The following is a 22022-nucleotide window of genomic DNA, read 5'->3' as shown; positions in this document are numbered from 1 at the left end:
ACATCAGTCTACCGGATGTGTTGCTTCATAAAGCAGAGTATCCAGTTCTTCCGTATATTCTTTCAATTGTGCATCACTATATTTCAAGGCTTTTGCCATATAAGCAATGACAGCTTCTTTATGATCTCTCACCCACTGAATATGGAAGAACAATGCACCCGCCCGGCGAACGAAAAAGTCGACCGGCTTATATACAAGTTCATGTTCCAAGCCGTACAATAGCTGAGCGAACACGACAGGATCGATACCTTCCGTATCGGCCTCTTTTTGTTTTTCTTGATAATACGCATAGATCGCATCAATGTTTGAACCATATTTTTGTACAAGATGGGCAGCAGTAGCCTCTTCAATGCCAAGTTTTGCGCCTTCTTGTATCTTTTGTTCTTTGAAGGAGATGAACCCTTTGGAACCGCCGACTTCTCCACCTGAAATCGGCAAATGCATTGTTTCCGAATCTTGATATAGAATCCCGCTTTCGTCTTTCAGTTGTTTCACAACCGTATCAATTGCTTGCTCAGCCATTTTTCTGTAACCAGTCAATTTACCGCCAGCCATGGAAATGAGACCTGAATCAGAAATGAAAATTTCATCTTTACGAGAGATTTCACCAGGTTTTTTACCTTCTTCTGAAATCAGCGGGCGGACACCCGACCAGCTGGACTCCATATCGTCTGCTGTCAAATTGACAGTAGGGAACATATAGTTGATCGCTTTAAGGATGTAGTCACGATCTTCTGTCGTCATTGTGGTATGCGCAATATCACCATCGTAAAAAGTATCTGTTGTCCCTACATACGTTTTATCTTCCCTAGGTATTGCAAAAACCATCCTGCCGTCCGGTGTATCAAAATAAATGGCTTGTTGCAGCGGAAAGACTGATTGTGGAAATACCAAATGAACCCCTTTTGATAATTGCAGATGCTTTCCTTTGTTGGAATTATCCAGATCACGCAGTTTGTCTACCCATGGTCCGGCAGCATTAATGATTTTTTTGGCGTGTATTTCCATTTTTTCTTTGGATATCTGGTCTTCTGCTTGCACACCGATCAGTTTACCTTGATCATCATAAAGCATGTTGGTCACCTTGATATAATTTAGCGCCAAGGCCCCTTTTTCGATTGCTTTCTTCATTACCTCTATAGTTAGACGTGCATCATCTGTCTTATATTCGACATAGTAGCCTGCGCCTTTCAACTCATCCTTTTTGATCAGTGGTTCTTTTTTCAGTGCCTGTTCCGGGCTGAGCATTGTGCGACGTTCCGATCTTTTGACACCAGCCAGAAAATCATACAGACGCAGACCAATATTTGTCGTGAAAGGGCCGAATGTACCGCCTTTGTGAAATGGCAGCATCATCCATTCTGGTGTGGTTACATGCGGACCATTTTCATACACGATTGCGCGTTCTTTCCCTACTTCAGCAACAAGTTTGATTTCAAATTGCTGCAAGTAACGCAAACCTCCATGTACGAGTTTGGTTGAACGGCTAGATGTACCAGCAGCAAAATCCTGCATTTCAAAAACAGCAACATTCAAGCCACGAGTTGCTGCATCCAATGCGATTCCAGATCCCGTAATGCCTCCTCCAATGACAAGTACATCCAATGATGTTTTTTTAATATTTTCTTTGATATTTTCACGATCAAAACTTGAAAATTCACCCATTGCCAGTCACTCCTATATTTATAATATTCATTCCCGGGCTGTGCCCATTCACGTACTTTCACCCTTTACGACTATACCCTTTTTACAGGAAAATCATGTATGGATGTATGATTCACACAGGGACGGAGCAGCTCCTCATTTACTGATTGAACGAGCAAATGCATTTCATTCACATTGAAAAGTGTAAGGTTATCGCCACCCATTTCACGTGATGAAAGGACGATTCGCATCTATTATATTGCACAAAAAAACCGCAAACATGCCAAATGCCAAGCATTCAGCTGTCGCGGTTTCTCCGTATCTCCGGCCTATGTTTATTAACTTAATTATATTTTACCACGGTATAAGGGGTTTATCAACTCATTTGTTCCACAAGTGTTTATCTGATGTGGAGACAGCTACAGCACCAGCATTCAATGCCATATCGATATGCTCGGCACTTTTGATCAAGCCGCCTGCAATGACTGGTAAACCAGTCTGATCATGAATATGCTCGATCATACTTGGAATCAAACCCGGTAAAACCTCCACACAATCCGGCTTAAGTTTTTTCGCGAGACTAACATTATGCTCTAATGCGAGACTATCCAACAAAAAAATGCGCTGTATGGTGAGCAAACCATGTTTTTTTGCAAGATTGATGACATTGCCTCTGGTGGATAGGATACCGTCCGGCTTCACTTCCCGTATCAGGAATTCCATTGCATACTCATCTGTCTTCAGTCCCTGAATCAAATCCACATGCAACAAAACTGTTTTCGCAGTGCGTCTGGCATAGGTGACAAGACTCTTAAGCTGCGAAATCCTGGTTTCTAGCAGGACAATGGTCTCCTGCTTTGTCTGCAAGGCATCTTCAAAATCTTTCATACGCCTGACTGCAGGCAGAACACCTCTTGGAATTTCCATCTCAGCATCTTTCCTTTCATGGTTTCCGCTCCTGGCGACGTGCTTCCATCTCTTTGGCAGTATAAATGATGCGCATCGGGTTACCCCCTGCAAAAGCGCCTGGCGGTACATCCTTATGCACAAGCGTACCTGCTGAAATAATGGCATTATCACCGATCGTTACACCGGGAAGCACGGTTGAATTCGCTCCAATCATGACTCGATCCCCGATACGAACTTCACCAAGCCGGTATTCTCCTATCAAATATTCATGCGCCAGCAGGGTCGTATCGTAGCCAATAATAGAATTATTTCCAACAGTTATTTTCTCTGGAAACATCACATCCGGGACAACCATCAGCGCAAACGCTGTTTGTTCACCGACATGCATCCCGAGAAATGTACGGTACATCCAGTTTTTCACGCTAAAAAAAGGTGTGATTCTCGCCATTTGTATGACGATGAAATTCCTGGCCACTTTCCAAAAAGAAACAGTATGGTACACTTTCCACAAGGAATTGGCGTGATCGACAGGGTATCTATCTGTTTTTCGCATAACAGCACCCTGTGATATCCAGTAAATCCGCCATAGAATGCAGCATGTAATCCGGTTTGAATGTCTGAAGAAACGCCTCTCCTTTATGTGACCAGGCGACAGCGGCAGTAGCAACAGCAGCATTTTTTCCTGCTTCGATATCATGATAGTTATCGCCGACCATCAGGGCATGTTCCGCAGAGCTGTCAAGAAGGCCAAGTGCTTTATGGATCGGTTCAGGATGCGGTTTTGCATGCGTTACTTCATCTAATGTGATAATAGCATCAAACATTCCGTCAAGACCGACCAGGTTCAATCCCTTATGGACACTTTCCCTGGCCTTTGTTGAGACAATGGCTGTTTTGATGCCGGCATCTTTCAATTTCCTGATTGTCTCTATGACTTCCGGAAAAGCAGTAACATACCTATCATGAAAATGCAGATTATGGCGCTTGTATGCCGCAATCATTTCCTCGGCCTTTTCTTCACTAATCGCACGGAACGTATCGAGCAAAGGCGGGCCATTAAAAGCCCTTATTTCTTCATCGCTGAAACGCTGGCCATACTGCTTGAATGTGTATAGAAAGGATTGATTGATCAATTCATTTGTATCGATCAATGTCCCATCCAAATCGAATAGTATCGTATCTATTTTCATGGAGTGGCTCCCCTCGTTATTTTATGAATTCCCAGTTCTTTTTCCTAATAGACTTATTTCTTTAAAACTTTTTCACCGTTGTAGCGTTCGTCCGCGAGCCCGGAAAATTTGCGGTAAATCATTAAAATGGCCGCCCCTAGAATCAACACGATAGAAATCACTTGCGCAGTACGCAGCGAGCCAATGATATACAAACTGTCCGTGCGCAGCCCTTCGATAAAGAATCTGCCGATGGAATATGCGATCAAGTAACTTAAAAACACGACGCCCTTCAATGGATTCTTTCTTCGAAGAACCAATAAGAAGATGAGTACAAGCAAATCCCATATAGATTCATATAAAAAGGTAGGGTAGTACATGATACCGTCGATACACATTTGATTCATAATGAAGTCAGGGACAAATTGATGAAAATGTGTATACGCATATTCAGTCATCGCCCCTCCATGGGCTTCCTGGTTCATGAAATTTCCCCAGCGGCCGATGGCTTGTCCCAATATGAGGCTTGGCGCAGCGATATCTGCCAGTTTCCAAAAAGAAACTTTTTTTGCTTTGGCATAGATAATTGCCGTCAGGACAGCCCCAATTAAAGCCCCATGAATAGCGATACCGCCTTCCCAAATAGCAAATGGCTTCCACCAAGGTCCGCTTGTATACTGTTTCCATTCGAATATGACATAATAAATTCTTGCACAAATGATGGCAATCGGAATAGCAAAAACGACTAAATCGACCATCAAATCTTTCTGCATGCCAAGCCGATTTGCTTCTCTCGTGGCCAGCAGCAGCCCTAAGAACGCGCCTGCGGCGATAATGACACCGTACCAATAAATCGGCAGTGATCCAATTTGTAAAAAAACACGGCTGTATGTCGGTGCGTCACAATACATCAAAACACTCCCATCTTATTCCGTTTCATCTTTTCCCTGTTCAATCATTGTGGTCAATCGCTGTGAAAATTCCTCAGCTGCATTGACGCCCATTTTTTTCATGCGAAAGTTCATTGCAGCCACTTCGACGATGACAGCCAGGTTTCTGCCTGGTCTGACAGGAATGGTTGCCATCGGGAGACTGACATCCATGATTTTCAATGTCTGTTCATCAAGGCCCAGACGATCATATTGTTTTTTTTCATCCCATATCTCCAAATTGACGATAAAAGAGATTTTTTTATAATTTCTGATAGCCCCTACACCGAATAACTTCATGACGTTAATGATCCCAAGACCACGAATTTCCAGCAAGTGTTCGATCAATTCGGGGGAGTTCCCTATCAATGTATCATAATCTTCCTGACGAATCTCTACACTGTCATCTGCAACCAGCCGATGTCCCCTTTTTACTAATTCCAATGCCGTTTCGCTTTTGCCGACCCCGGATTGGCCGGTAATGAGAACTCCCACCCCGTAAATATCTACCAGCACGCCATGGATAGCAGTAGAGGGAGCGAATTTCAACTCTAAATAATTTGTCAGCCGACTAATAACCCTCGTTGTTTTTCTTGGGGAATGCAAGATGGGGACACCAGAATCGTTTGCGGCTTCAATCATGGTTTGTGGAATGTCCATGCCTCTGGAAATGACAATCCCCGGGGTTACATCTGTACATAGACGTTTCGCCCGATCCCACTGTTCTTCTTCTGATAAATCCAGAAAATAGGCCATTTCTGTCTTTCCAATCAATTGCAGCCTTTCAGCTGGATAATATTTGAAATAACCTGTCATTTCAATTCCCGGACGTGAGATATCACTCGTTGTAATTTCTCTATGTACACCATCTTTTCCAGCAACAAGCGTCAAATTGAATTGTCCAAGCAAATCCTGTGTGCGTACGACCATTGTCATATGGAGCACCTCCATTATTCCTAACTGTTTTACATTGTAGCATATTTCAGCAAACGGTAGAATCATTCATATACTATCCGAAACAAATAAATCAGGCTGTTACTTTCTCCTCTTTGGAAGACTTCCTGCGAATAGAGGGCCTCAGGTGCCAATAAATCTTACGCAAAGCGTGAAAATTCCGCTTTCCCAAGAAAAAACGCAGGCGTAACGCCTACGTTCTCATCGTATCTCTTATCAGTTTGTTTAAGAATAAGTTGAGGAGTGAAATGACCAATGCAGCTATCACCGCTGTGCCAAACCCATCAATTTCAAACGCTGGTTTCATAATGGATTGGGTGATCATCAATGTGATAGCATTGATAATAAACAAGAACAGTCCCATCGTCAGCACTGTAATCGGCAGCGTCAATATAATTAAAATCGGTTTGACTATGACGTTCAATATCGCCAAAATGATACTGGCAACAATCGCTGTGGAAAATCCATCCAAATGGAAGTTGCTGAAAATTTGGGCGGCTACCAGCAAAGCAACTGCATTTAATACAATGGACAATATTCCTCTTAAAAGCATATCTTTTCCTCCCGTCATCTTCGGGTCTTAATCCGTATAGCATACAGCATACCATTCAGGCTATTCCTGTTCAATCATCCTGCAAGGATGGGAATCAATATCTGCTGAACCCTAAACAAGGCACTATTGAAGCGCAATGATGCTTCCTTCTTAAAACGGTAACAGGAACACAGTAAGGATCGCACCAGCCACGACTAGAATAACATTCAGCCCGAGCATGCCCAATCCAATCGCTACAACCCCTCCAATAATCCCGACCAAGGGAGTTCCTTCCTTGACATACAAGATACCTGGAAAGATAAGCGCACCCAGTGCAGCAAAAGGGATGGCATTCAGCCAGCGATTGACCCAACCGCGAAATTGCAGTTTCTCGACTACAAATGCAGGAATGACTCGAGGAATCATGGTCACTGCTGCCATACCGATAATAATTGCCAGAATCATGCGTCATCCTCCTTCAACAAGAACACACCACTAGCGCCCCCAATGACGGTACCAAGCACAATCGCCCAGCCGGAGCTCATATGAATACCTTCCAAACATATAACATTGATCAGCATGGCCATCAAAGCGATCAAAGCCAGCCGCCACTGTTTCTTCACAGCGGGCACAAGCAAGCCAATAAACATGGCATAAAGTGCTATACCCATGCTTTGACTGAGCCTTTCCGGAATTATTTCACCAAGGATACCTCCTAAGAAAGAACCCCCAATCCATGCAATGTATGCTGTTAAAAATAAGATGACATAAAACAAGCTCCCTTGTTTTTTCGCTGCTTTTTCCGGGTGCAGCGATGATACTGCAAAAGTTTCATCCGTCAATCCTAATGCAAGCGGCGCTTTCCATTTAAGGTGCACTGGGCGCATCCGGTTCATGAAAGACAAGCTCATTACAAAGTGACGGAAATTTAAAATAAAGACAGCGATAACGATTTCAAGCATACCTGTCCCTACTGCTATCATATTGACCGCCATGAACTGACTCGCACCAGCAAAAACAAGGACACTCATTGTTGTCAACTCGAACAGGGACAATCCAGCCTGCTTCGCCAGGACGCCATATGCCACAGCAACCGGCAGGTAACCTATCATGATGGGAAAACCGACAAGGAAACCTTGACGAAACATATATGATGATTGGTTATCATGAGAACTTTTCAATTTAGCTGTTTCCACCATATATCTTTCCTTTCCATGAATTGCAACAATTATAGCGGATTTCTAATAAATAAAAAAGGCCTTTGAACGATGAAAATAGTAATTGACTTATTTTATTTCAGGGTGTATATTCGGTTTAATTATTTTCACGTCATGAAAATCAAATAATGGATATCCGAATTGCGAAGTAGATTGTTTTCTAAGCAGCAATAGAGACAAAGCGGTTGGTGAAAGCTTTGGCAGAAAATAGTTGAATTACACAATTTGTTTGAAGGATATGTCTTCTGTAAGTGGCTGTCATGTGCAACTTTGGCAGCAAGCAGGGTGGTAACGCGGAGTCAGGCTTCGTCCCTATCAAGGGATGGGGCTTTTTTTATTTGTGTTCCCCTAAACCCTAGTATCAATCAAGAAAAGGAGTGTTCTTATGTTCCCGGTAAAACCGAAGTGTAACTTATCATTTGCTGAAGCATTTATCTTTTTTATCCTATTGGTGGCAATGATCAGTTATTTCATCATTGGTACTGGATCAAACCCGCATATACCGATTTTACTTGGCATTTTTGTTCTGATTATTTTCGGGCTGATCAAGAGGATATCCTTTGCTGATTTGCAAACCGGGATGGTGGAAGGCGCCAAAACAGGCATGGGAGCTGTTTTTCTGTTTTTTTTAATTGGAATATTGATCAGCAGCTGGATTTTGAGCGGAACTATCCCAGTTCTCATCTCAACTGGCTTCTCATTCTCCAGCGGGACCGCATTTTACGCAATCGTTTTTTCTCTTACTGCTGTCATTGGTGTCTCATTGGGAAGTTCGTTAACTACTACCGCAACCATCGGGGTAGCTTTTATCGGCATTGCTCATGCAACGGATGCTTCGCTCGCAATTACTGCGGGGGCAATCGTTTCAGGCGCCTTTTTTGGTGACAAAATGTCTCCGCTGTCTGACACGACAAATCTCGCTTCAACCATTGTCCGTGTTGATTTATTCGAGCATATCAAGCATATTAGCTTAACGACTATTCCGGCATTCATCATTTCCTTTGTCGTTTATATGATCCTTTCGCCCGACACAACCATTTCGCCCGCCCAAACCGAAAGCTATCAGCATGCGTTGCAGGCAACCGGATTAATTCACTGGACTTCTTGGCTGCCATTGGGATTGTTGGTTGCATGCACGTTTTTTAAAATACCAGCTTTCATTTCACTTGGCTGTACCAGCCTTCTGGCAACAGCATTGGGACTGATACACCACAATATAAGCTGGAAAAACACTTGGGACATTTGGTTTTCTGGTTATCAAGCGGATACCGGTTTTGAACCTGTCAATGAATTGTTATCCAAAGGCGGGATTGAAAGTATGCTATTTACCATTTCACTGGTCCTCCTGGCGTTAGGATTTGGCGGGCTGCTATTCGTTACCGGAATCATACCGTCAATCCTGAAAACAATTCAGGACAAATTGAAAAGAATCCGTTCCATTATTGCAGCGACCGCAGCCACAGCGATCGGTATCAATGTACTGATCGGTGAACAATATTTGTCCATCTTGCTGACAGGGGAAACATTCAAGAGTCTTTACGAAAAAGCCGGTTTAAAAAGCAAGGCATTGTCCCGGACACTTGAGGATGCAGGCACTGTCATCAACCCGCTTGTGCCATGGAGCGTCTGCGGCGTCTTCATTGCCGATGTGCTTGGCGTATCAGTACTTTCTTATCTGCCATTCGCATTTTTCTGTCTGTTGAGTCCGATCATCACCATTATTTTTGGCGGACGTTCACCTGCGGCGAAAAATGATAAAGCTATGTAAAGAAACAACTTGGAATGGGTGAAAAGATAGCTTCTTTTGGGAAATTGCAAAAAATGCTTGAGCCTATATTTGTGCTCAAGCATTTTTTATTTTGTTTATCTATTTTGTTCGGTCAATACAATTGGTGCGCCCTTTGTTATAACAATTGTATGCTCATACTGAGCAGATCTGCCTTTATCTATTGTCCGTGCTGTCCACCCATTGTTGTCCATCTTGCTTTGCCATGTTCCCTCGTTGATCATCGGTTCGATGGTGATGACCATACCTTCTTTTAATCGCAAGCCCTTGCCAGGCTTACCAAAATGAGGAATATGCGGTTCCTCATGAAGCGTCGGCCCAATACCATGGCCTGTGAAATCACGGACTACAGAAAATCCCTCGGCTTCAGCATAAGTCTGGATGGCATGGCCGATATCACCAATACGATTACCATCTCTTGCTTGCTCAATTCCTTTATAAAGAGAATTCAGTGTTACCCCCATCAGGCGCTTGCCGTCACTATCTACGTCACCGACTCCATATGTCCAGGCAGAATCTGCGAGTCCGCCATTCACATTCACGACCATATCGATTGTGACAATGTCGCCATCTGCAAGTTTTTGTTTTCGTGGGAATCCATGGCAAATTTCATCATTGATAGAAGCACATGTGGCATATTTATAGCCGTTAAAACCTTTTTGCTCCGGTGTTGCCCCATGTTGCCTCAGAAAATCTTCCACGAATGTATCAATTTCCATAGTGGTGACACCAGGTTTGATCATCTTAGCGATTTCCTTGTGGACAAGCACGAGCAAATCGGCAGCTTTTTGCATTTCCTCAATTTCACGCTTGCTTTTTCTAGTGATCATTTGACTCTTCCTTTCAACTTTCTTAGAAAACCAAGCATCCTTCATGAATGCTATTATTGAATGTATGCAAGCAGGAAAGGGATTTTCACTTTCCTCACTGACCAAGCAGAATGCAAAGGTATCTTCCAATTTCCGGCCTGAAAGCTCTTCATTATTTTATCACATTCATTACATTTATGCAGAAATCCTGGCTTGCCTGGTTTTATTTGGGAAAGCCTTCACTTCAAAAAGTCAGAAAAAGTCCTTTGCTTGATATTTTTTTCCACTTTCCAGGTTGCTTTCATCTGTTATCAAATCGAACAAAATCTCTGCAATTTCATTCGGATTTTTCAACTGATTATTCTCCTTGTAAGCGGTGAATGTTTTGATGTCCGCAAAGTCCGCTGCTGTTTGGGTGCGAATGGTTTCCTGCATTCCAGTATCCATGATACCCGGGTTAAATGAAATGATCTTGTGCTGTGTCTGCAGTTCCTTCTGTTCCAAAGCCGCTGTTCTTACAAACATATCGACAGCAGCTTTTGCGCTGCAATAGGCGCCCCATCCAAAAATCGGACGGTCTCCTGCTCCGGATGAAACCATAGCACATGAAAAATCACTTTCACTGCGATCCGCGATTCTTAAACATTCATTTAAAAGAAGCATTGGCGCGCTTATATTGACATTGACGTGATGATTAAGGTCTTTTCCTTCGATTTTGCCAACCGGTTTGATCGGCTCAATCACTGCGGCATTATTGATCAAATACATGGTCTCAGGCTTAGAATCGGCAATTTCTTTTTCTATTTTTCCTGCCGTATCCAACAACTGCTCCATATTCGCCAAATCACATGTGAAATGTTGATATTCATAATCATTTTCTTCCGCGTATTTCTCTAATTGCCTTGAAACGGATCGCGAAATGCCAATTACCTTCTTATCTGCCTGCAAAAACAGCTTCGCCGTCGCTTCGCCCAATCCTTTGGATACACCTGTGATAATTGCTATTTCTTCCAAATTCCTTCCCCCTGAACTATATTTTTTAAATGATTTTCATTTACTGAGCAGATATCAGTCAGTTTTTATTATGTAATAACCGTATATACCCGTTTTGCGTGGTATGTATGCACTATTTTGTCAAAAGCCTCCCACATCGGAGAGGCTTGGTAAGTTGATTAATTTTCTGTGAAAGTTTCCCAGTAATAGACCAATGTTTCCATCCCTTTATCATAACTGTCTAGTGGAAAACTTTCATTTGGAGAATGCAGGCGATCCTCCGGTGTGCCAAAACCAAGCAGTACGATTGGGATATGATATAAGCCTTCAATCCATTCCACTACCGGAATCGAACCGCCCATCCGTACATACACTGTCTCTTTGCCAAAGGCTTTTGTATAGCTCTCAGCCGCTTTTTTGATCAGTGGATGATCCGGCTCTACCTTGTAGGCATTGGCAGAAAGCTTTTCTTTTTTGACAGTTACTTTAACTCCCGAAGGAGCAGCTTTGTCCACATGTGCCTTTAAAAGCTGTTGAACTTTTATTGGGTCCTGGCCTGGAACAAGCCTGCACGTAATTTTTGCTGTCGCACTGGCAGGAATGATCGTTTTCGTCCCCTCGCCCTGATAGCCGCCATACATGCCATTGACTTCAAAGGTCGGCCTCGCCATCGTATGCTCCTTTGCTGTATAACCCTTTTCTGAAGCAGTAGACGGAGCTCCGGTAGCCTGCGCATAATCTTCCCCTGCCACCGTTTCAATCAGTTTACGCTCCGCATCTGACAATGGTTCCACATCATCATAGAAGCCATCTACCGTCACAACTTCATCCATATTTTTCATGGATGCTAGTATATGCGCCAGTGCCATATTCGGATTGCGGATTGCACCACCGTACATACCAGAATGAAGATCATGATCAGGACCGTCCACTCTGATTTCTATGCCTGTGAAGCCTTTAAGTCCATAGAGGATGGTCGGTTGATTTTTGGCAACCATCCCCGAGTCAGAAATAACCGCAAAATCCGCTTCAAAAATATCCTTTTTATCATACAGCGTTTGGTATAGATGTTCACTGCCGATTTCTTCTTCTCCTTCAATGCAAACTTTGACATTGACAGGAATTTTACCTTTGGTTTTCATATATGCTTCAAAAACAGCTAGCTGCATGAAAACCTGTCCTTTGTCATCACTTGACCCTCTCGCATACAGACGTCCATCGCGAACCTCTGGGCTGAACGGATCACTTTTCCATTCCTCTATCGGATCGACTGGCTGAACATCATAATGACCATAAAACAATACGGTAGGAGCATTCTTTCCCGCTTGATTGTACTCCGCAAAAACGAGGGGATGTCCCGGGGTTTCAATGATTTCCATTTGGTCGAATCCAATATTTTCTAAGTAAGCATATAAAAAATCGGCAGCCTGCCGCACATCACTTTTATGTAGGCTGTCAGTACTGATGCTTTGAATAGCCAAAAACTCCTTTAGTTTATTCAAAAGACGATCACGATTTTCCGTTAAATAGTTCAATACTTGATCACTCATTAAAGCACCTCCATTTTTTTCATTTTAACATATTTTTATATTCATTCACTTTAGGTGAACATTGCTAATTATCTGGTAAATTATAGCGTAAATTTAGTCATTTTTGGACCTAAGGAGACAATCCCGTTATGACAACATAACGGGATACATCTCTTTTATTTATTTTTCGGAAGCAAAAACTTCCTGCCATTCATTTCGATGCTGCAACATTTCTTCAGCAATTTCTTTCGCGCCCTCCAGGCTGTGGCTTGCTGCCCATCCGCACTGGACTTCATTGCATGCGGGAACCTCCTTCGCTTTCAGCACATCCTGAAGCGTTTTTTCAATGGCGTTCAGTACGTCATCATAATGATCATGATTGATCAATGACAAGTAAAAACCTGTTTGACAGCCCATCGGCCCGATATCCAATACCGAATTCATATGGTTTCGGATATTTTCTGCCATCAAATGCTCCAATGAATGTAATCCAGGCATTTCCATGTGAGCCTTATTCGGCTGTTTGAAACGTATATCATATTTATATACTTTATCCCCGTGCTCGCCTTCTGTGACTCCCACCAGTCGTACATATGGCGCCTTCACTTTTGTATGATCCAAATTGAAGCTTTCCACGTTCATTTTTTCAGGCAAGATGATTCCTCCTCCTTCTCCATATGCCATCATTGTACCAAAAGCTGATAGTAGTGTGAAGCATAGAGAAGCGTGAAGACCCGGCCATATACTGAAAAAATAGCTATGTTACTTCCAACTGATAGGAAATATTGAATACGCTAATAAAAAATGATATAGATTCAGTGATCAGTCCACGCTAACGCCAAGAAATGAAAATTTTAAATTTGAAATTAATTTACAGAACCGGCTTGTGTGATAAAAGTAAAAAAAAACCTGGCTCTGTTTTACAGACCCAGGCTGTTCCCTCGCTAATTATCTGTTTTGCGGGAAAATGCGTTCAATCATATTGCCCAGTTGATCAAACATTCCGCGTACAGGCTTTCCATTGTTTGTATCGGTAGCATAGTTGTTAGTCAAATTGAAAAAATCAGGGTTTGTTGAAACATAAACATTATCGATGTCATGGTCTACACCTTTAACGATATCAGCAATTTCCTTTTTCACATCATCAGTCAGTTCATGCCCCGTATCCGTTGCATTTCCCAACCTGTTATTATTGTTAGTACCATTGTTCATTGTACCATTATTGCCGTTATCGTTATTGTTATTCGTGTCCAACTGTGCAGCAACATAAGCATTGTTGTCAGTAGTCAACACGTAAGCACGCTTGATGCCAGGAACGCGATCTGTAATACGGTCAGCAGCTTCCTTGGCTACACGATAATGGCTATTTTTCCCATGACGATCGTTTCGCGTATAATTCTCATCATTGATACGATCATTGTCACGGAAACGATCATTTGCTTCATTTTGTAACCCATCCATACGATCCCTTGTATTGTTGCGATCTGTACGGTAATGATCGTTATTATTGTAGCGGGTCGGTTCTGTATTCGTCTTGTTTTTACCCGTATTATCATTATTCCCATTCGTATTACATGCAGCCAATGCTACCAGTAGCACAGCAAGTATAGCGAACAGTTTCCACTTGAATTTCATTACTTTATTCCTCCTTTTCAATTTGATTTTAGTTTGGATTGCGCGATGGAAATTATACGATTGAGGCTGTATCCTTTTTTTGGCATGCTCACCATTTTTGTGCGGGAAAATATATTATAATGCGGGGACAATAAACAGAAGGGTTCCTCATTCAGGGACCGCAGCTGCAGCATGTATCCCTTGAAATGAAGGAGGGGGAAATGGATGGATCAGATGGACTATGATAAAGCACTTTACTATATGTTGTGGGGGCAATGGGATGATTTGCTTGTTTTGATGGTAAGAACGAAAGATGATTTGCTTTCCAAAAAAATCCAGCATTTCCTGCACGCATTTCACTATGCAGGAGATGAAACAAAGGTGATTCAGTCACATGATAACCTTTTATATTATTTGGATCACGCCATGAAATATGATTCTGAGGAAGCTCTCTTGCATTTGTAGAAAAACACCTTAAGGGAAGGCTGGGAGCAGCCTTCCCTTTTTTCATCGGTGGCCATGATGGTTGCCATGGACAGGACCATGGGTTTTTTTCATTTGCCGATAGTGTTCCCGTCCTGTTTTGTTAGCAGGACCTGTTTTGTGTTTCTGTTTACGATGTACTTTAGGATCATTATGATATTTATGATGTCCCCTGATATGTTTGTGGTTAGCGGGGGCCTTTGGTATATGTTTTAGCTGCTTTTTGGCAGCATGACTTCGATCCGGCTTTTTTTGCTGTTTTGCCGGATTTTGCTGGAGCTGGTCATTATTTTTTACATGCTGAGATTGATTTTGCTGGTGTTTGGAGGCAGCATGTTTCGTCTGGATCGGTTTATTCTCGGTTGTTTTATTACCGCTCTTGATTTTATTCTTTTTTTCAACTTCATCTGTGTCTTGTTTGGGTACTGATTTTTTTTTGCTGGTTGTGGATGTTTGCTGCGTTTTGACCTTTTCCTTATGTTGATCCGGTTGTTTATATATATGATGAATAATTGCTCTTTCTTTTTCAGTAATGTGCACTTTCGTTTCTTTCTCAGCAGTGTTTGCATCCGGTTCCAGTGTTTGCTCAGCAACCATTTTATTCATAGAAACATGTTTTTCCTCTGCTTTTTCTCTCAGATGATCAGGTATGGTGATTGCCGCAATTTGCCAACCGTTGTCAGAGTTGAGCAAATTAGAAATACGTTCTGCCACTTCAATCTTCCCCGATTTTTGGTTGACACCGATAAGCATCTGCTTGCCATTTTTAATCAAATGCTGTTCCTCACTGCTTGCCATAATTATTCTGAGGCCGTCAGTAAGTTTTTGTCCCTTTAATTCTTTCATTTGATGTATCAGTTTTTTTGCATCAGCATTCAGAGGCTTGATGGAACGAATTTTCATATCGCCATTGACTGTCAGTTCCAAGCTTGGATTGATATCAACATTGACATAGGCATATGTTTTCGTCGCATCACTAAGAAAATAAACCGGAAAAAGCAATACTACGAGCATACAGGCGATTACCAGCAGCCCTGCTTTTTTCTTTTTTTGCATTAGCATATTTATAATATTTTTTTCCGGACGTAACGGCTGGTAGGCAATCTCCGCCCCGACATCCGCACCTGATACGGGAACAGCTTTTTCAAACATGCCTTCAGTCGTCAAGACAATCAAATATTTTCGATGCTGTTCCATAACGATGCCCTTACTCATGTCCTACCCCTTTCAAATAATCTTGCAGATAAACATAATTATTTTCAAGCACGATAAAAATTGCCAGGATATACTTCCTGTTGCGTTCCAGGGTTTTCTTGCTGACATCAACGACCTTCACCATCTCCTTGATGGGCAGCTTTCTTTTTTTCATGACGAAATCATGGAATTCCGGTTCACGATGCAGCATTCGAGCAATTTTTATGGCTGATTCACGTGCATCCCTGTGCTTCGGGGAAACCTCAACCAATTCAGCAAGCGTCAGCTTATACTCTTTCAATTTTTGTTTAAAATCATCGATTTCCTGCCTGCGCTGCCAAGCTTCCTGCTCCAGCTGGTATTGTTCTCTCACCTTCGCTATTTCCATAGGATTTTCCATTTGATCTTCATCATAGCTCTCATCCAAAGAAACCGCTTCCGGGCCTTTTTTTGTATATCGGATATAGTCGATGACTTTTCGTGAGATCACCAGCTTGGCAAATGTCAAAAAAGAACTCCCGCGGTCTGGACGGTAAGTTTGAATCGCATTATGAAAAGCGAACAATCCAACACTGAATTCATCATCTCTGCTTGTATCGATGTACCGTTTGCATACCTCTGAAACACATTTAGCAATAAAAGGTTGGTACGTTTTCAGCAGTTCATTCATCAACTGCTCGTCCCCTTGCTGCGCCTTTATAATCTTATCCTCTAAAGGCATCTTACGTAAAGGCTTATGCAACAACAACTGGAACACCTCCAGCCTTTATAATTTTCGTTATATTAATATCGTTTGTGGGTGTATGATCATTATTATATCGTTTCAAATTTCGTTTCATTATTTTATGGTTAATTGCTATATTTGTTATCATTAAGTCTTCCACCATCTTTTTCTGTTTCTGAGAAGATACTATCCTATAGTACCCCAGCACGATACATAGTGCCATCTCAAAACAATTACAGTTTATTTAAAAGTTGATGAAAATACCTTTAAATGCCATCAGTCTTTTTTTCCAGTTAGTGCTTTTCAGCATAGCGATCCCAATCCTTCTATAGTGGCACACATGAAAAGAGCCAAAACGTCCATTTGAATTAAGGACATTTTGGCCTTTTGATTTGGAGATTTGCTTTTTACACCGAATTTCTTCCTGTTAATCTGAAGCCGGTTTTCAATTGCCATCTGCAAAGTCTACGAACAGGACCATCATTGTTTGATACGCAATTCTTACAACATCACATTGGATAGCCGCTTTAAATAATACATTACGCGTAACAAACACGCATTCAGGAAGAGCCGTTTTAAAACAATAATGAAAGCCCATCTGTCCCTGACAGCCAGCTGCACATGCCAATATAAGCAAAAAACAAAACTAGTGAAGAAAAAATGACCACATAACAAATAATTACATCTTTCCAGTGGGTATTCTTTGGATTTTTCATTTAAATTTTCTCCTTTTCTCTGAACTAGATGCACCTTGGTGAAGTTGCTTCTTGAACAGGAATCAGGAGAGATAATCCGACTGGTATTTTCTCGCGGACAGAAACCCCGTTGTATCTATTGGAGGCACATTAGGTACATAGCCCCGTGTAGAATCAAAGTCTGCTTTTCTTATGCCGCTCCAAACTGCCCGGGGAGGAAAGTGTAAGAGATCAGGCTGGTGGGCCGGTAAATTGGAATGAGCGTTCATTTGAATGGCGTTTGTAACAATCCCGCCATGATAAGCTGAAACAGACGGGTTGTCATATATATCCATTTCCTGGGAAATATTTACCTGTTGCATCTGTCCAATCGCCAGGAAAGAAAACAGGATAGCAAACAATAGGTTACGCTTCAAATTTCCCACCACAATTCCTCCATTCTTCAACATCCACCAGTTACAAGCATTTTATCATGACGGTTAGCATTTTTGAATATCGTTTTGGAAAAATGACTGTCTATTCCCTTGCTTTTATGGTTTTGCTTTCTTTCATCTCAAAAGGATGCTCCCATCAGGAACATCCTTCTATGCAATGCATATTATAAAAAAATTTTAAACAGCCTGTCGGGAACTCCCCTGCTGCATTTGATACATTTGATAATAGATCCCTTTCTCACTAATAAGTTTTTCGTGGTTTCCTTCTTCCATCAGACTGCCTTGTTCCAGCACAAAGATTTGGTCGGCCTGCTGGATAGTCGACAGCCTGTGTGCAATCACAAGTGTTGTTCTGCCTTTTTTCAAGATTTCCAATGCCTGCTGTATAATACTTTCTGTTTCCGTATCAATATTAGCAGTTGCCTCATCCAGAATCAGGATTGCTGGATTGAAAGCGAGTGCTCTAGCAAAAGAAATGAGTTGTCTTTCCCCTAAAGAAAAAGTTGTTCCGCCCTCAGTCACTTCTTCATCATACTCATCCGGCATTTTTTCAATGAAGCGATCTGCTCCGACTGCTTTCAATGCCCGAATAGCAGATTCTCTCGTGATTGCAGGGTCATTCATCGTGACATTGGATAAAATCGTCCCACTAAATAAAAACGGATCTTGAAGTACAATACCCATATAACTGCGCACCTGCTGACGTGACCAATCGGTCGTTTTCACGCCATCTATGGTGATATCTCCCTTTTGTGGATCATAAAATCGGAACAATAAATTCATGATGGAGCTTTTCCCTGAACCTGTATGTCCGACGAACGCCGCAGTTTGACCAGCCTTCACTTCAAAGGAAATGTTTTTGAGCACATAATCTTTTTCATTATATGCAAAAGAAACATTGTCAAAACGTATATTTCCTTGATATCGGCTAACATTTTCTGTTTTTACATTTTCTCCTTCATGGTCCAGCAATTCGAATACACGCCCGCCAGCGACACGTGCTTGTTCAATCAACGGCAGCTGGTTAACGATATTTTCCACCGGTTCAAACAACCTTGTCAGATAATCGACAAAGGCATATAGCATTCCAATGGAAAGAACGCCTTCCAAATGAAGGGATGATGAGCCAAAATACCAAATAAAGAGCACAAACGCCAAATTGCGAAATACTGTGACTAGATTGTATGAAGTCAATGCACTTAATCGGACCAATTTTCGCTGGTAGGTGAAGTTCCGTTCGTTCAAAACTTCGAAATCTCCCTTGGTTTTATTTTCCATTCGAAATGCTTGTATGATCGGCATTCCCTGTATCGCTTCATTGATATTGGCGTTAATAGCACTGATCGTGGAGCGGATTACTTTATTGTATTTCGAACCAAAATATTTGTATACCTTCATCCAGCAATAAATCAGTGGAATGACCACCAGACAGATGGCTGCCAATTTTACGTCCAGGATGAATAATGCAATCATGACACCACCCATATAAATGATGCTCGTGACAATGATCGACAACACGCGCTCATATAAATCACGGATTGCCTCTGTGTCATTTGTTACTCTGGCCACAATTTTACCAGCGGGCTGATTCACATAATAATCGATCGGGATTCGCTGTGTATGTGCAAAAATATCTTTACGCATTTTGCGTACGATTTGATTGGAGGTTTTTTGCAGCAAATATGTTTGGCTGAACTGGAAAAATCCCGCGATAATCAATAACAATACATATAAACCCAATAAATAGATGATTGGCCGCTGTTCAGGTTTGAAAAAAGTGTATAATTCATCTAATGCCAGTTTTTGGGCTGCATAGCTGTTTGTCGCAGAAGATGTTTTTATCTGCAATTCACCGTTTTTGAATTGTCTGTTACCCGTGAGTGGCACTGAACCGTCCACCAGAAAATAATCTTTCCCGACCATCAGTATTGTATTTTTTCCAAATACTTTCTCTTGATCCTTCATCCGGTCTGCCCGTTTATAGAAGTTATCGTGAAATGAAACGGTGTAATGATCGTCCCCCTTTGCAACCAGATTCCACGTTCCTTCAATACCTACAATATGTTCATCGATCATTTTCTTGGCGATGAGCGGACCTGCCAATTCCAATGCTGTAGCGATAACCAGGCAAACGATACCAATAAGGATTCCTTTTTTAAATTGCATAGCATATTGCAACAATCTTTTTTCAGTTGTCTTTTTATTCATGATTTCACCTCGCCCTCATCAAGCTGTTGCATATCGTATTGCGCTTTGTACCAGCCATTTTGTGCGATCAATTCACTATGCGTACCCCTCTCGAGGATTTGCCCCTCATTCAAAACGATAATCTGGTCCGCATGCATAACCGCTGACATACGATGTGCAGCAATAAATGTCGTTTTATTGATTCTTTCACGTCGTAAATGTTGGATGATTTTCGCTTCTGTTTTGCCATCCACTGCGGACATAGCATCATCCAAAATAAGAATCTCTGGTTTCTTAATGAATGCCCGAGCCAGTGCAACCCGCTGCTTTTGCCCGCCTGACAATGTCACGCCGCTTTCGCCTACTTGCGTATCTAATCCATTTGGAAGTTGCTTAATATCATCTAGAAAATGAGCCAGTTCCATCACACGATAAATTTCTTGATCGCTCGCATCCGGTTTACCGAATTGGATATTTTCCCGAATTGTTTTGGAAAACATGATTTGATCTTGTGGAACATAGCCAATCCATCCCCTAAGCTGAGCAATGTCTATTCTTTCCATTTCAACACCGTCATAAGATACACTTCCCTCAATGCCAGGAAATTGGCGTAGCATCAATTTGAAAAGCGTTGTTTTGCCCGCTCCAGTTTTTCCAACGATACCGATCGTTTCCCCTTTGTTCACATGCAGGTTGAACCCTTGGAGTTGTTTGATATTGGAAGCCGGGTACTGAAAATTAACTTCATTGAAATCGATGCTGCTAAGCTCTTCTACCAGTTTGGGAGATTTTGCATTCTTGACATCGGCTTCATAATCCAGTACCTCATTCACACGATCTAACGAGGCATTCCCTCGCTGAAGGATATTGATCAGCTCACCAACTGCGAACATTGGCCAGATTAGCATCCCTAAATACACATTGAATGTCACCAGATCACCAAGAGTGATCGCATTTTCAAATACGAGCATGGCTCCATACCCGAGTCCGACTGTATAAGAGAGGCCAACAAGAATTTTCATCGTCGGCTCAAAGAGGGCATCAATTTTCACAACCTCGATATTTTTATCGTAAACATCTCTCGTCATATCATCGAAACGCTGTTCATCCTGTTTTTCCTGCACAAAAGCCCTAATGACACGAACACCTCGGATAGATTCCAGTACGCTATTATTCATATCACCAAATGCGGTTTGAGCCTTCATGAATCTCGCATGGATTGCCGCTCCGTATTTACTCATCACTACCGCCATCACCGGCAGCGGAATCAATGCCGCAACCGTCAGCTTCCAACTGATGGTGAAGCCCATCACCCCGACAATCATCAGCATGAACATGCTAGAATCAACTAATGTCAGTACCCCAAAGCCAGCCGTAAGCGATATCGCTTTTAAATCATTCGTACTTCTTGCCATCAAGTCACCCGTCCTGTACTTTCCAAAAAATGTCGGTGACATGTTCAAAAAATGCCCCATTAAGCGGCTTCTCGTCCAGCGCTCTAAAATTGCTGCTCCACTGAACAATGTATAATCCCATAAAAACGAAATCGTATAGTGGATAAATGCCAGCAGCAAATAACCGACTACCAGGATAAGCAATAATTTTTTCGTCAATGTCTCATACTGGATTTGGTCAATAGCGAATCCAACCAGCTTTGGCGGAATCAGACCAAGCGCACTTGCACACATTAAAGCGATGATTGCAAAAATATAGCGCTTCCAGTAATGTTTGAAAAACCAATCCAGCTTTTTAAATACCTGAAACAATGTAAACACCTTCTTTTCTCTCTCTACCGATTTCCAATATTTTCATGTCCTTCTGCAGTTATCCTCATAAGAAACGCCATAAATGGCAGCGTCGTTGCATTGCCTGCCCTATACACATACAAAAAAGCATACGTCCATGGACGTATGCCAACAAAGGAGACCGCAATATACAACGGTTTCTTATGTATCCGCCAAAACGCCGTGACGATACGGCCTTTTGGCAGAAATCCCAGATATGTTTATCTGGCACCGCAGAAGGCCACAAGATGATTCATATGAATTTGATTCATGATACTGAACAACACATTTTTCTTTTCCATCATTGTGACCTCCCTTCCTTTTATCATTGTCATTCATTATAATATCGGAATGTTCATCCGTCAATGATTATTTTAATTCTTTCCAAATTTAATTTAACTATTTATTTGTTATGTAACTGAAACGGCGGCGCCTT

22 protein-coding genes are annotated in these 22022 nt (G+C 41.9%); 2 read left to right on the top strand and 20 right to left on the bottom strand.

Translation table 11 applies throughout. From position 1 onward, the window contains the following. Positions 1–3: 3 nt before the first annotated feature. The 9 genes from ACFSMW_RS01290 to ACFSMW_RS01250 all read right to left on the bottom strand — a co-directional run bounded on the left by ACFSMW_RS01290 (position 4) and on the right by ACFSMW_RS01250 (position 7336). Positions 4–1665 carry a glycerol-3-phosphate dehydrogenase/oxidase gene (locus ACFSMW_RS01290; RefSeq protein ID WP_390352323.1) on the bottom strand — a complete coding sequence of 554 codons (1662 nt, stop codon included), beginning with the start codon at positions 1663–1665 and terminating at the stop codon, positions 4–6. Between the two features lie 360 nt (positions 1666–2025). Continuing rightward, a complete protein-coding gene (locus ACFSMW_RS01285; protein ID WP_390352321.1) occupies positions 2026–2571 on the bottom strand; it encodes a glycerol-3-phosphate responsive antiterminator in 546 nt (181 codons plus the stop codon). 16 nt (positions 2572–2587) lie between these two features. Continuing rightward, positions 2588–3106: an acyltransferase gene (locus ACFSMW_RS01280; protein ID WP_390352319.1), complete on the bottom strand. Its 519-nt coding sequence runs from the start codon at positions 3104–3106 to the stop codon at positions 2588–2590. Further along, complete coding sequence (gene ppaX / locus ACFSMW_RS01275) at positions 3090–3743, bottom strand: pyrophosphatase PpaX (RefSeq protein ID WP_390352317.1); 654 nt, start codon at positions 3741–3743, stop codon at positions 3090–3092. Before ppaX ends, ACFSMW_RS01280 begins: the two co-directional genes overlap by 17 nt. Positions 3744–3796: 53 nt before the next feature. Beyond that, positions 3797–4633 (bottom strand): prolipoprotein diacylglyceryl transferase, encoded by an 837-nt coding sequence (gene lgt, locus ACFSMW_RS01270; RefSeq protein ID WP_390352315.1) that lies wholly within the window; start codon positions 4631–4633, stop codon positions 3797–3799. Positions 4634–4648: 15 nt separating this feature from the next. Continuing rightward, positions 4649–5587 carry an HPr(Ser) kinase/phosphatase gene (gene hprK / locus ACFSMW_RS01265; protein ID WP_390352313.1) on the bottom strand — a complete coding sequence of 313 codons (939 nt, stop codon included), beginning with the start codon at positions 5585–5587 and terminating at the stop codon, positions 4649–4651. Positions 5588–5798: 211 nt separating this feature from the next. Beyond that, a complete protein-coding gene (locus ACFSMW_RS01260) occupies positions 5799–6158 on the bottom strand; it encodes a phage holin family protein (RefSeq protein WP_390352311.1) in 360 nt (119 codons plus the stop codon). Positions 6159–6308: 150 nt separating this feature from the next. After that, on the bottom strand, positions 6309–6602 hold the full coding sequence (locus ACFSMW_RS01255) for an AzlD domain-containing protein (protein WP_390352310.1): 294 nt from the start codon (positions 6600–6602) through the stop codon (positions 6309–6311). Continuing rightward, complete coding sequence (locus ACFSMW_RS01250) at positions 6599–7336, bottom strand: AzlC family ABC transporter permease (protein WP_390352308.1); 738 nt, start codon at positions 7334–7336, stop codon at positions 6599–6601. The genes ACFSMW_RS01255 and ACFSMW_RS01250 overlap by 4 nt, the downstream gene beginning before the upstream one ends. A gap of 403 nt (positions 7337–7739) precedes the next feature. Here ACFSMW_RS01250 and nhaC point away from each other — a divergent pair, with 403 nt between their 5' ends. Continuing rightward, the gene (gene nhaC, locus ACFSMW_RS01245; protein WP_390352307.1) at positions 7740–9122 is read left to right on the top strand and encodes a Na+/H+ antiporter NhaC; all 1383 of its coding nucleotides are present in this window, start codon (positions 7740–7742) and stop codon (positions 9120–9122) included. A gap of 95 nt (positions 9123–9217) precedes the next feature. On the opposite strand, the gene map is transcribed toward nhaC, so the two are convergent. The 5 genes from map to ACFSMW_RS01220 form a co-directional block, all read right to left on the bottom strand. Next, positions 9218–9970, bottom strand: a complete 753-nt coding sequence (map, locus tag ACFSMW_RS01240; RefSeq protein ID WP_390352306.1) for a type I methionyl aminopeptidase — start codon at positions 9968–9970, stop codon at positions 9218–9220. A 231-nt stretch (positions 9971–10201) separates the two neighbouring features. Beyond that, positions 10202–10963, bottom strand: a complete 762-nt coding sequence (locus tag ACFSMW_RS01235; protein ID WP_390352305.1) for a (S)-benzoin forming benzil reductase — start codon at positions 10961–10963, stop codon at positions 10202–10204. A gap of 158 nt (positions 10964–11121) precedes the next feature. Then, the gene (locus tag ACFSMW_RS01230; protein WP_390352303.1) at positions 11122–12492 is read right to left on the bottom strand and encodes a dipeptidase; all 1371 of its coding nucleotides are present in this window, start codon (positions 12490–12492) and stop codon (positions 11122–11124) included. Positions 12493–12651: 159 nt separating this feature from the next. Continuing rightward, complete coding sequence (locus tag ACFSMW_RS01225; protein WP_390352302.1) at positions 12652–13125, bottom strand: S-ribosylhomocysteine lyase; 474 nt, start codon at positions 13123–13125, stop codon at positions 12652–12654. A 294-nt stretch (positions 13126–13419) separates the two neighbouring features. Further along, positions 13420–14106 carry a YhcN/YlaJ family sporulation lipoprotein gene (locus ACFSMW_RS01220; protein WP_390352301.1) on the bottom strand — a complete coding sequence of 229 codons (687 nt, stop codon included), beginning with the start codon at positions 14104–14106 and terminating at the stop codon, positions 13420–13422. A 204-nt stretch (positions 14107–14310) separates the two neighbouring features. On the opposite strand from ACFSMW_RS01220, the gene ACFSMW_RS01215 reads away from it, so the two are divergent. Next, on the top strand, positions 14311–14550 hold the full coding sequence (locus ACFSMW_RS01215) for a YhdB family protein (RefSeq protein WP_390352299.1): 240 nt from the start codon (positions 14311–14313) through the stop codon (positions 14548–14550). Positions 14551–14592: 42 nt separating this feature from the next. Here the strand turns inward: ACFSMW_RS01215 and ACFSMW_RS01210 are convergent, their stop codons facing one another. From ACFSMW_RS01210 to ACFSMW_RS01185, 6 genes are all read right to left on the bottom strand, one after another. Next, positions 14593–15783 carry an anti-sigma-I factor RsgI family protein gene (locus tag ACFSMW_RS01210; RefSeq protein WP_390352298.1) on the bottom strand — a complete coding sequence of 397 codons (1191 nt, stop codon included), beginning with the start codon at positions 15781–15783 and terminating at the stop codon, positions 14593–14595. Then, positions 15776–16510 carry an RNA polymerase sigma factor SigI gene (gene sigI, locus ACFSMW_RS01205; RefSeq protein WP_390352297.1) on the bottom strand — a complete coding sequence of 245 codons (735 nt, stop codon included), beginning with the start codon at positions 16508–16510 and terminating at the stop codon, positions 15776–15778. The genes ACFSMW_RS01210 and sigI overlap by 8 nt, the downstream gene beginning before the upstream one ends. Before the next feature lie 551 nt (positions 16511–17061). After that, positions 17062–17202, bottom strand: a complete 141-nt coding sequence (locus tag ACFSMW_RS01200; RefSeq protein WP_390352296.1) for a hypothetical protein — start codon at positions 17200–17202, stop codon at positions 17062–17064. A 62-nt stretch (positions 17203–17264) separates the two neighbouring features. Then, complete coding sequence (locus tag ACFSMW_RS01195; RefSeq protein ID WP_390352294.1) at positions 17265–17606, bottom strand: hypothetical protein; 342 nt, start codon at positions 17604–17606, stop codon at positions 17265–17267. 186 nt (positions 17607–17792) lie between these two features. Continuing rightward, positions 17793–19823, bottom strand: a complete 2031-nt coding sequence (locus tag ACFSMW_RS01190) for an ABC transporter ATP-binding protein (protein ID WP_390352292.1) — start codon at positions 19821–19823, stop codon at positions 17793–17795. Further along, positions 19820–21568 (bottom strand): ABC transporter ATP-binding protein, encoded by a 1749-nt coding sequence (locus ACFSMW_RS01185; protein ID WP_390352290.1) that lies wholly within the window; start codon positions 21566–21568, stop codon positions 19820–19822. The genes ACFSMW_RS01190 and ACFSMW_RS01185 overlap by 4 nt, the downstream gene beginning before the upstream one ends. Positions 21569–22022: the final 454 nt, after the last annotated feature.

The organism is Tigheibacillus halophilus, assembly GCF_042683165.1.
In the GTDB taxonomy this organism is placed as follows: Bacteria; Bacillota; Bacilli; order Bacillales; family Amphibacillaceae; genus Tigheibacillus; species Tigheibacillus halophilus.
This window is presented reverse-complemented; position numbering and strand designations above follow the sequence as displayed.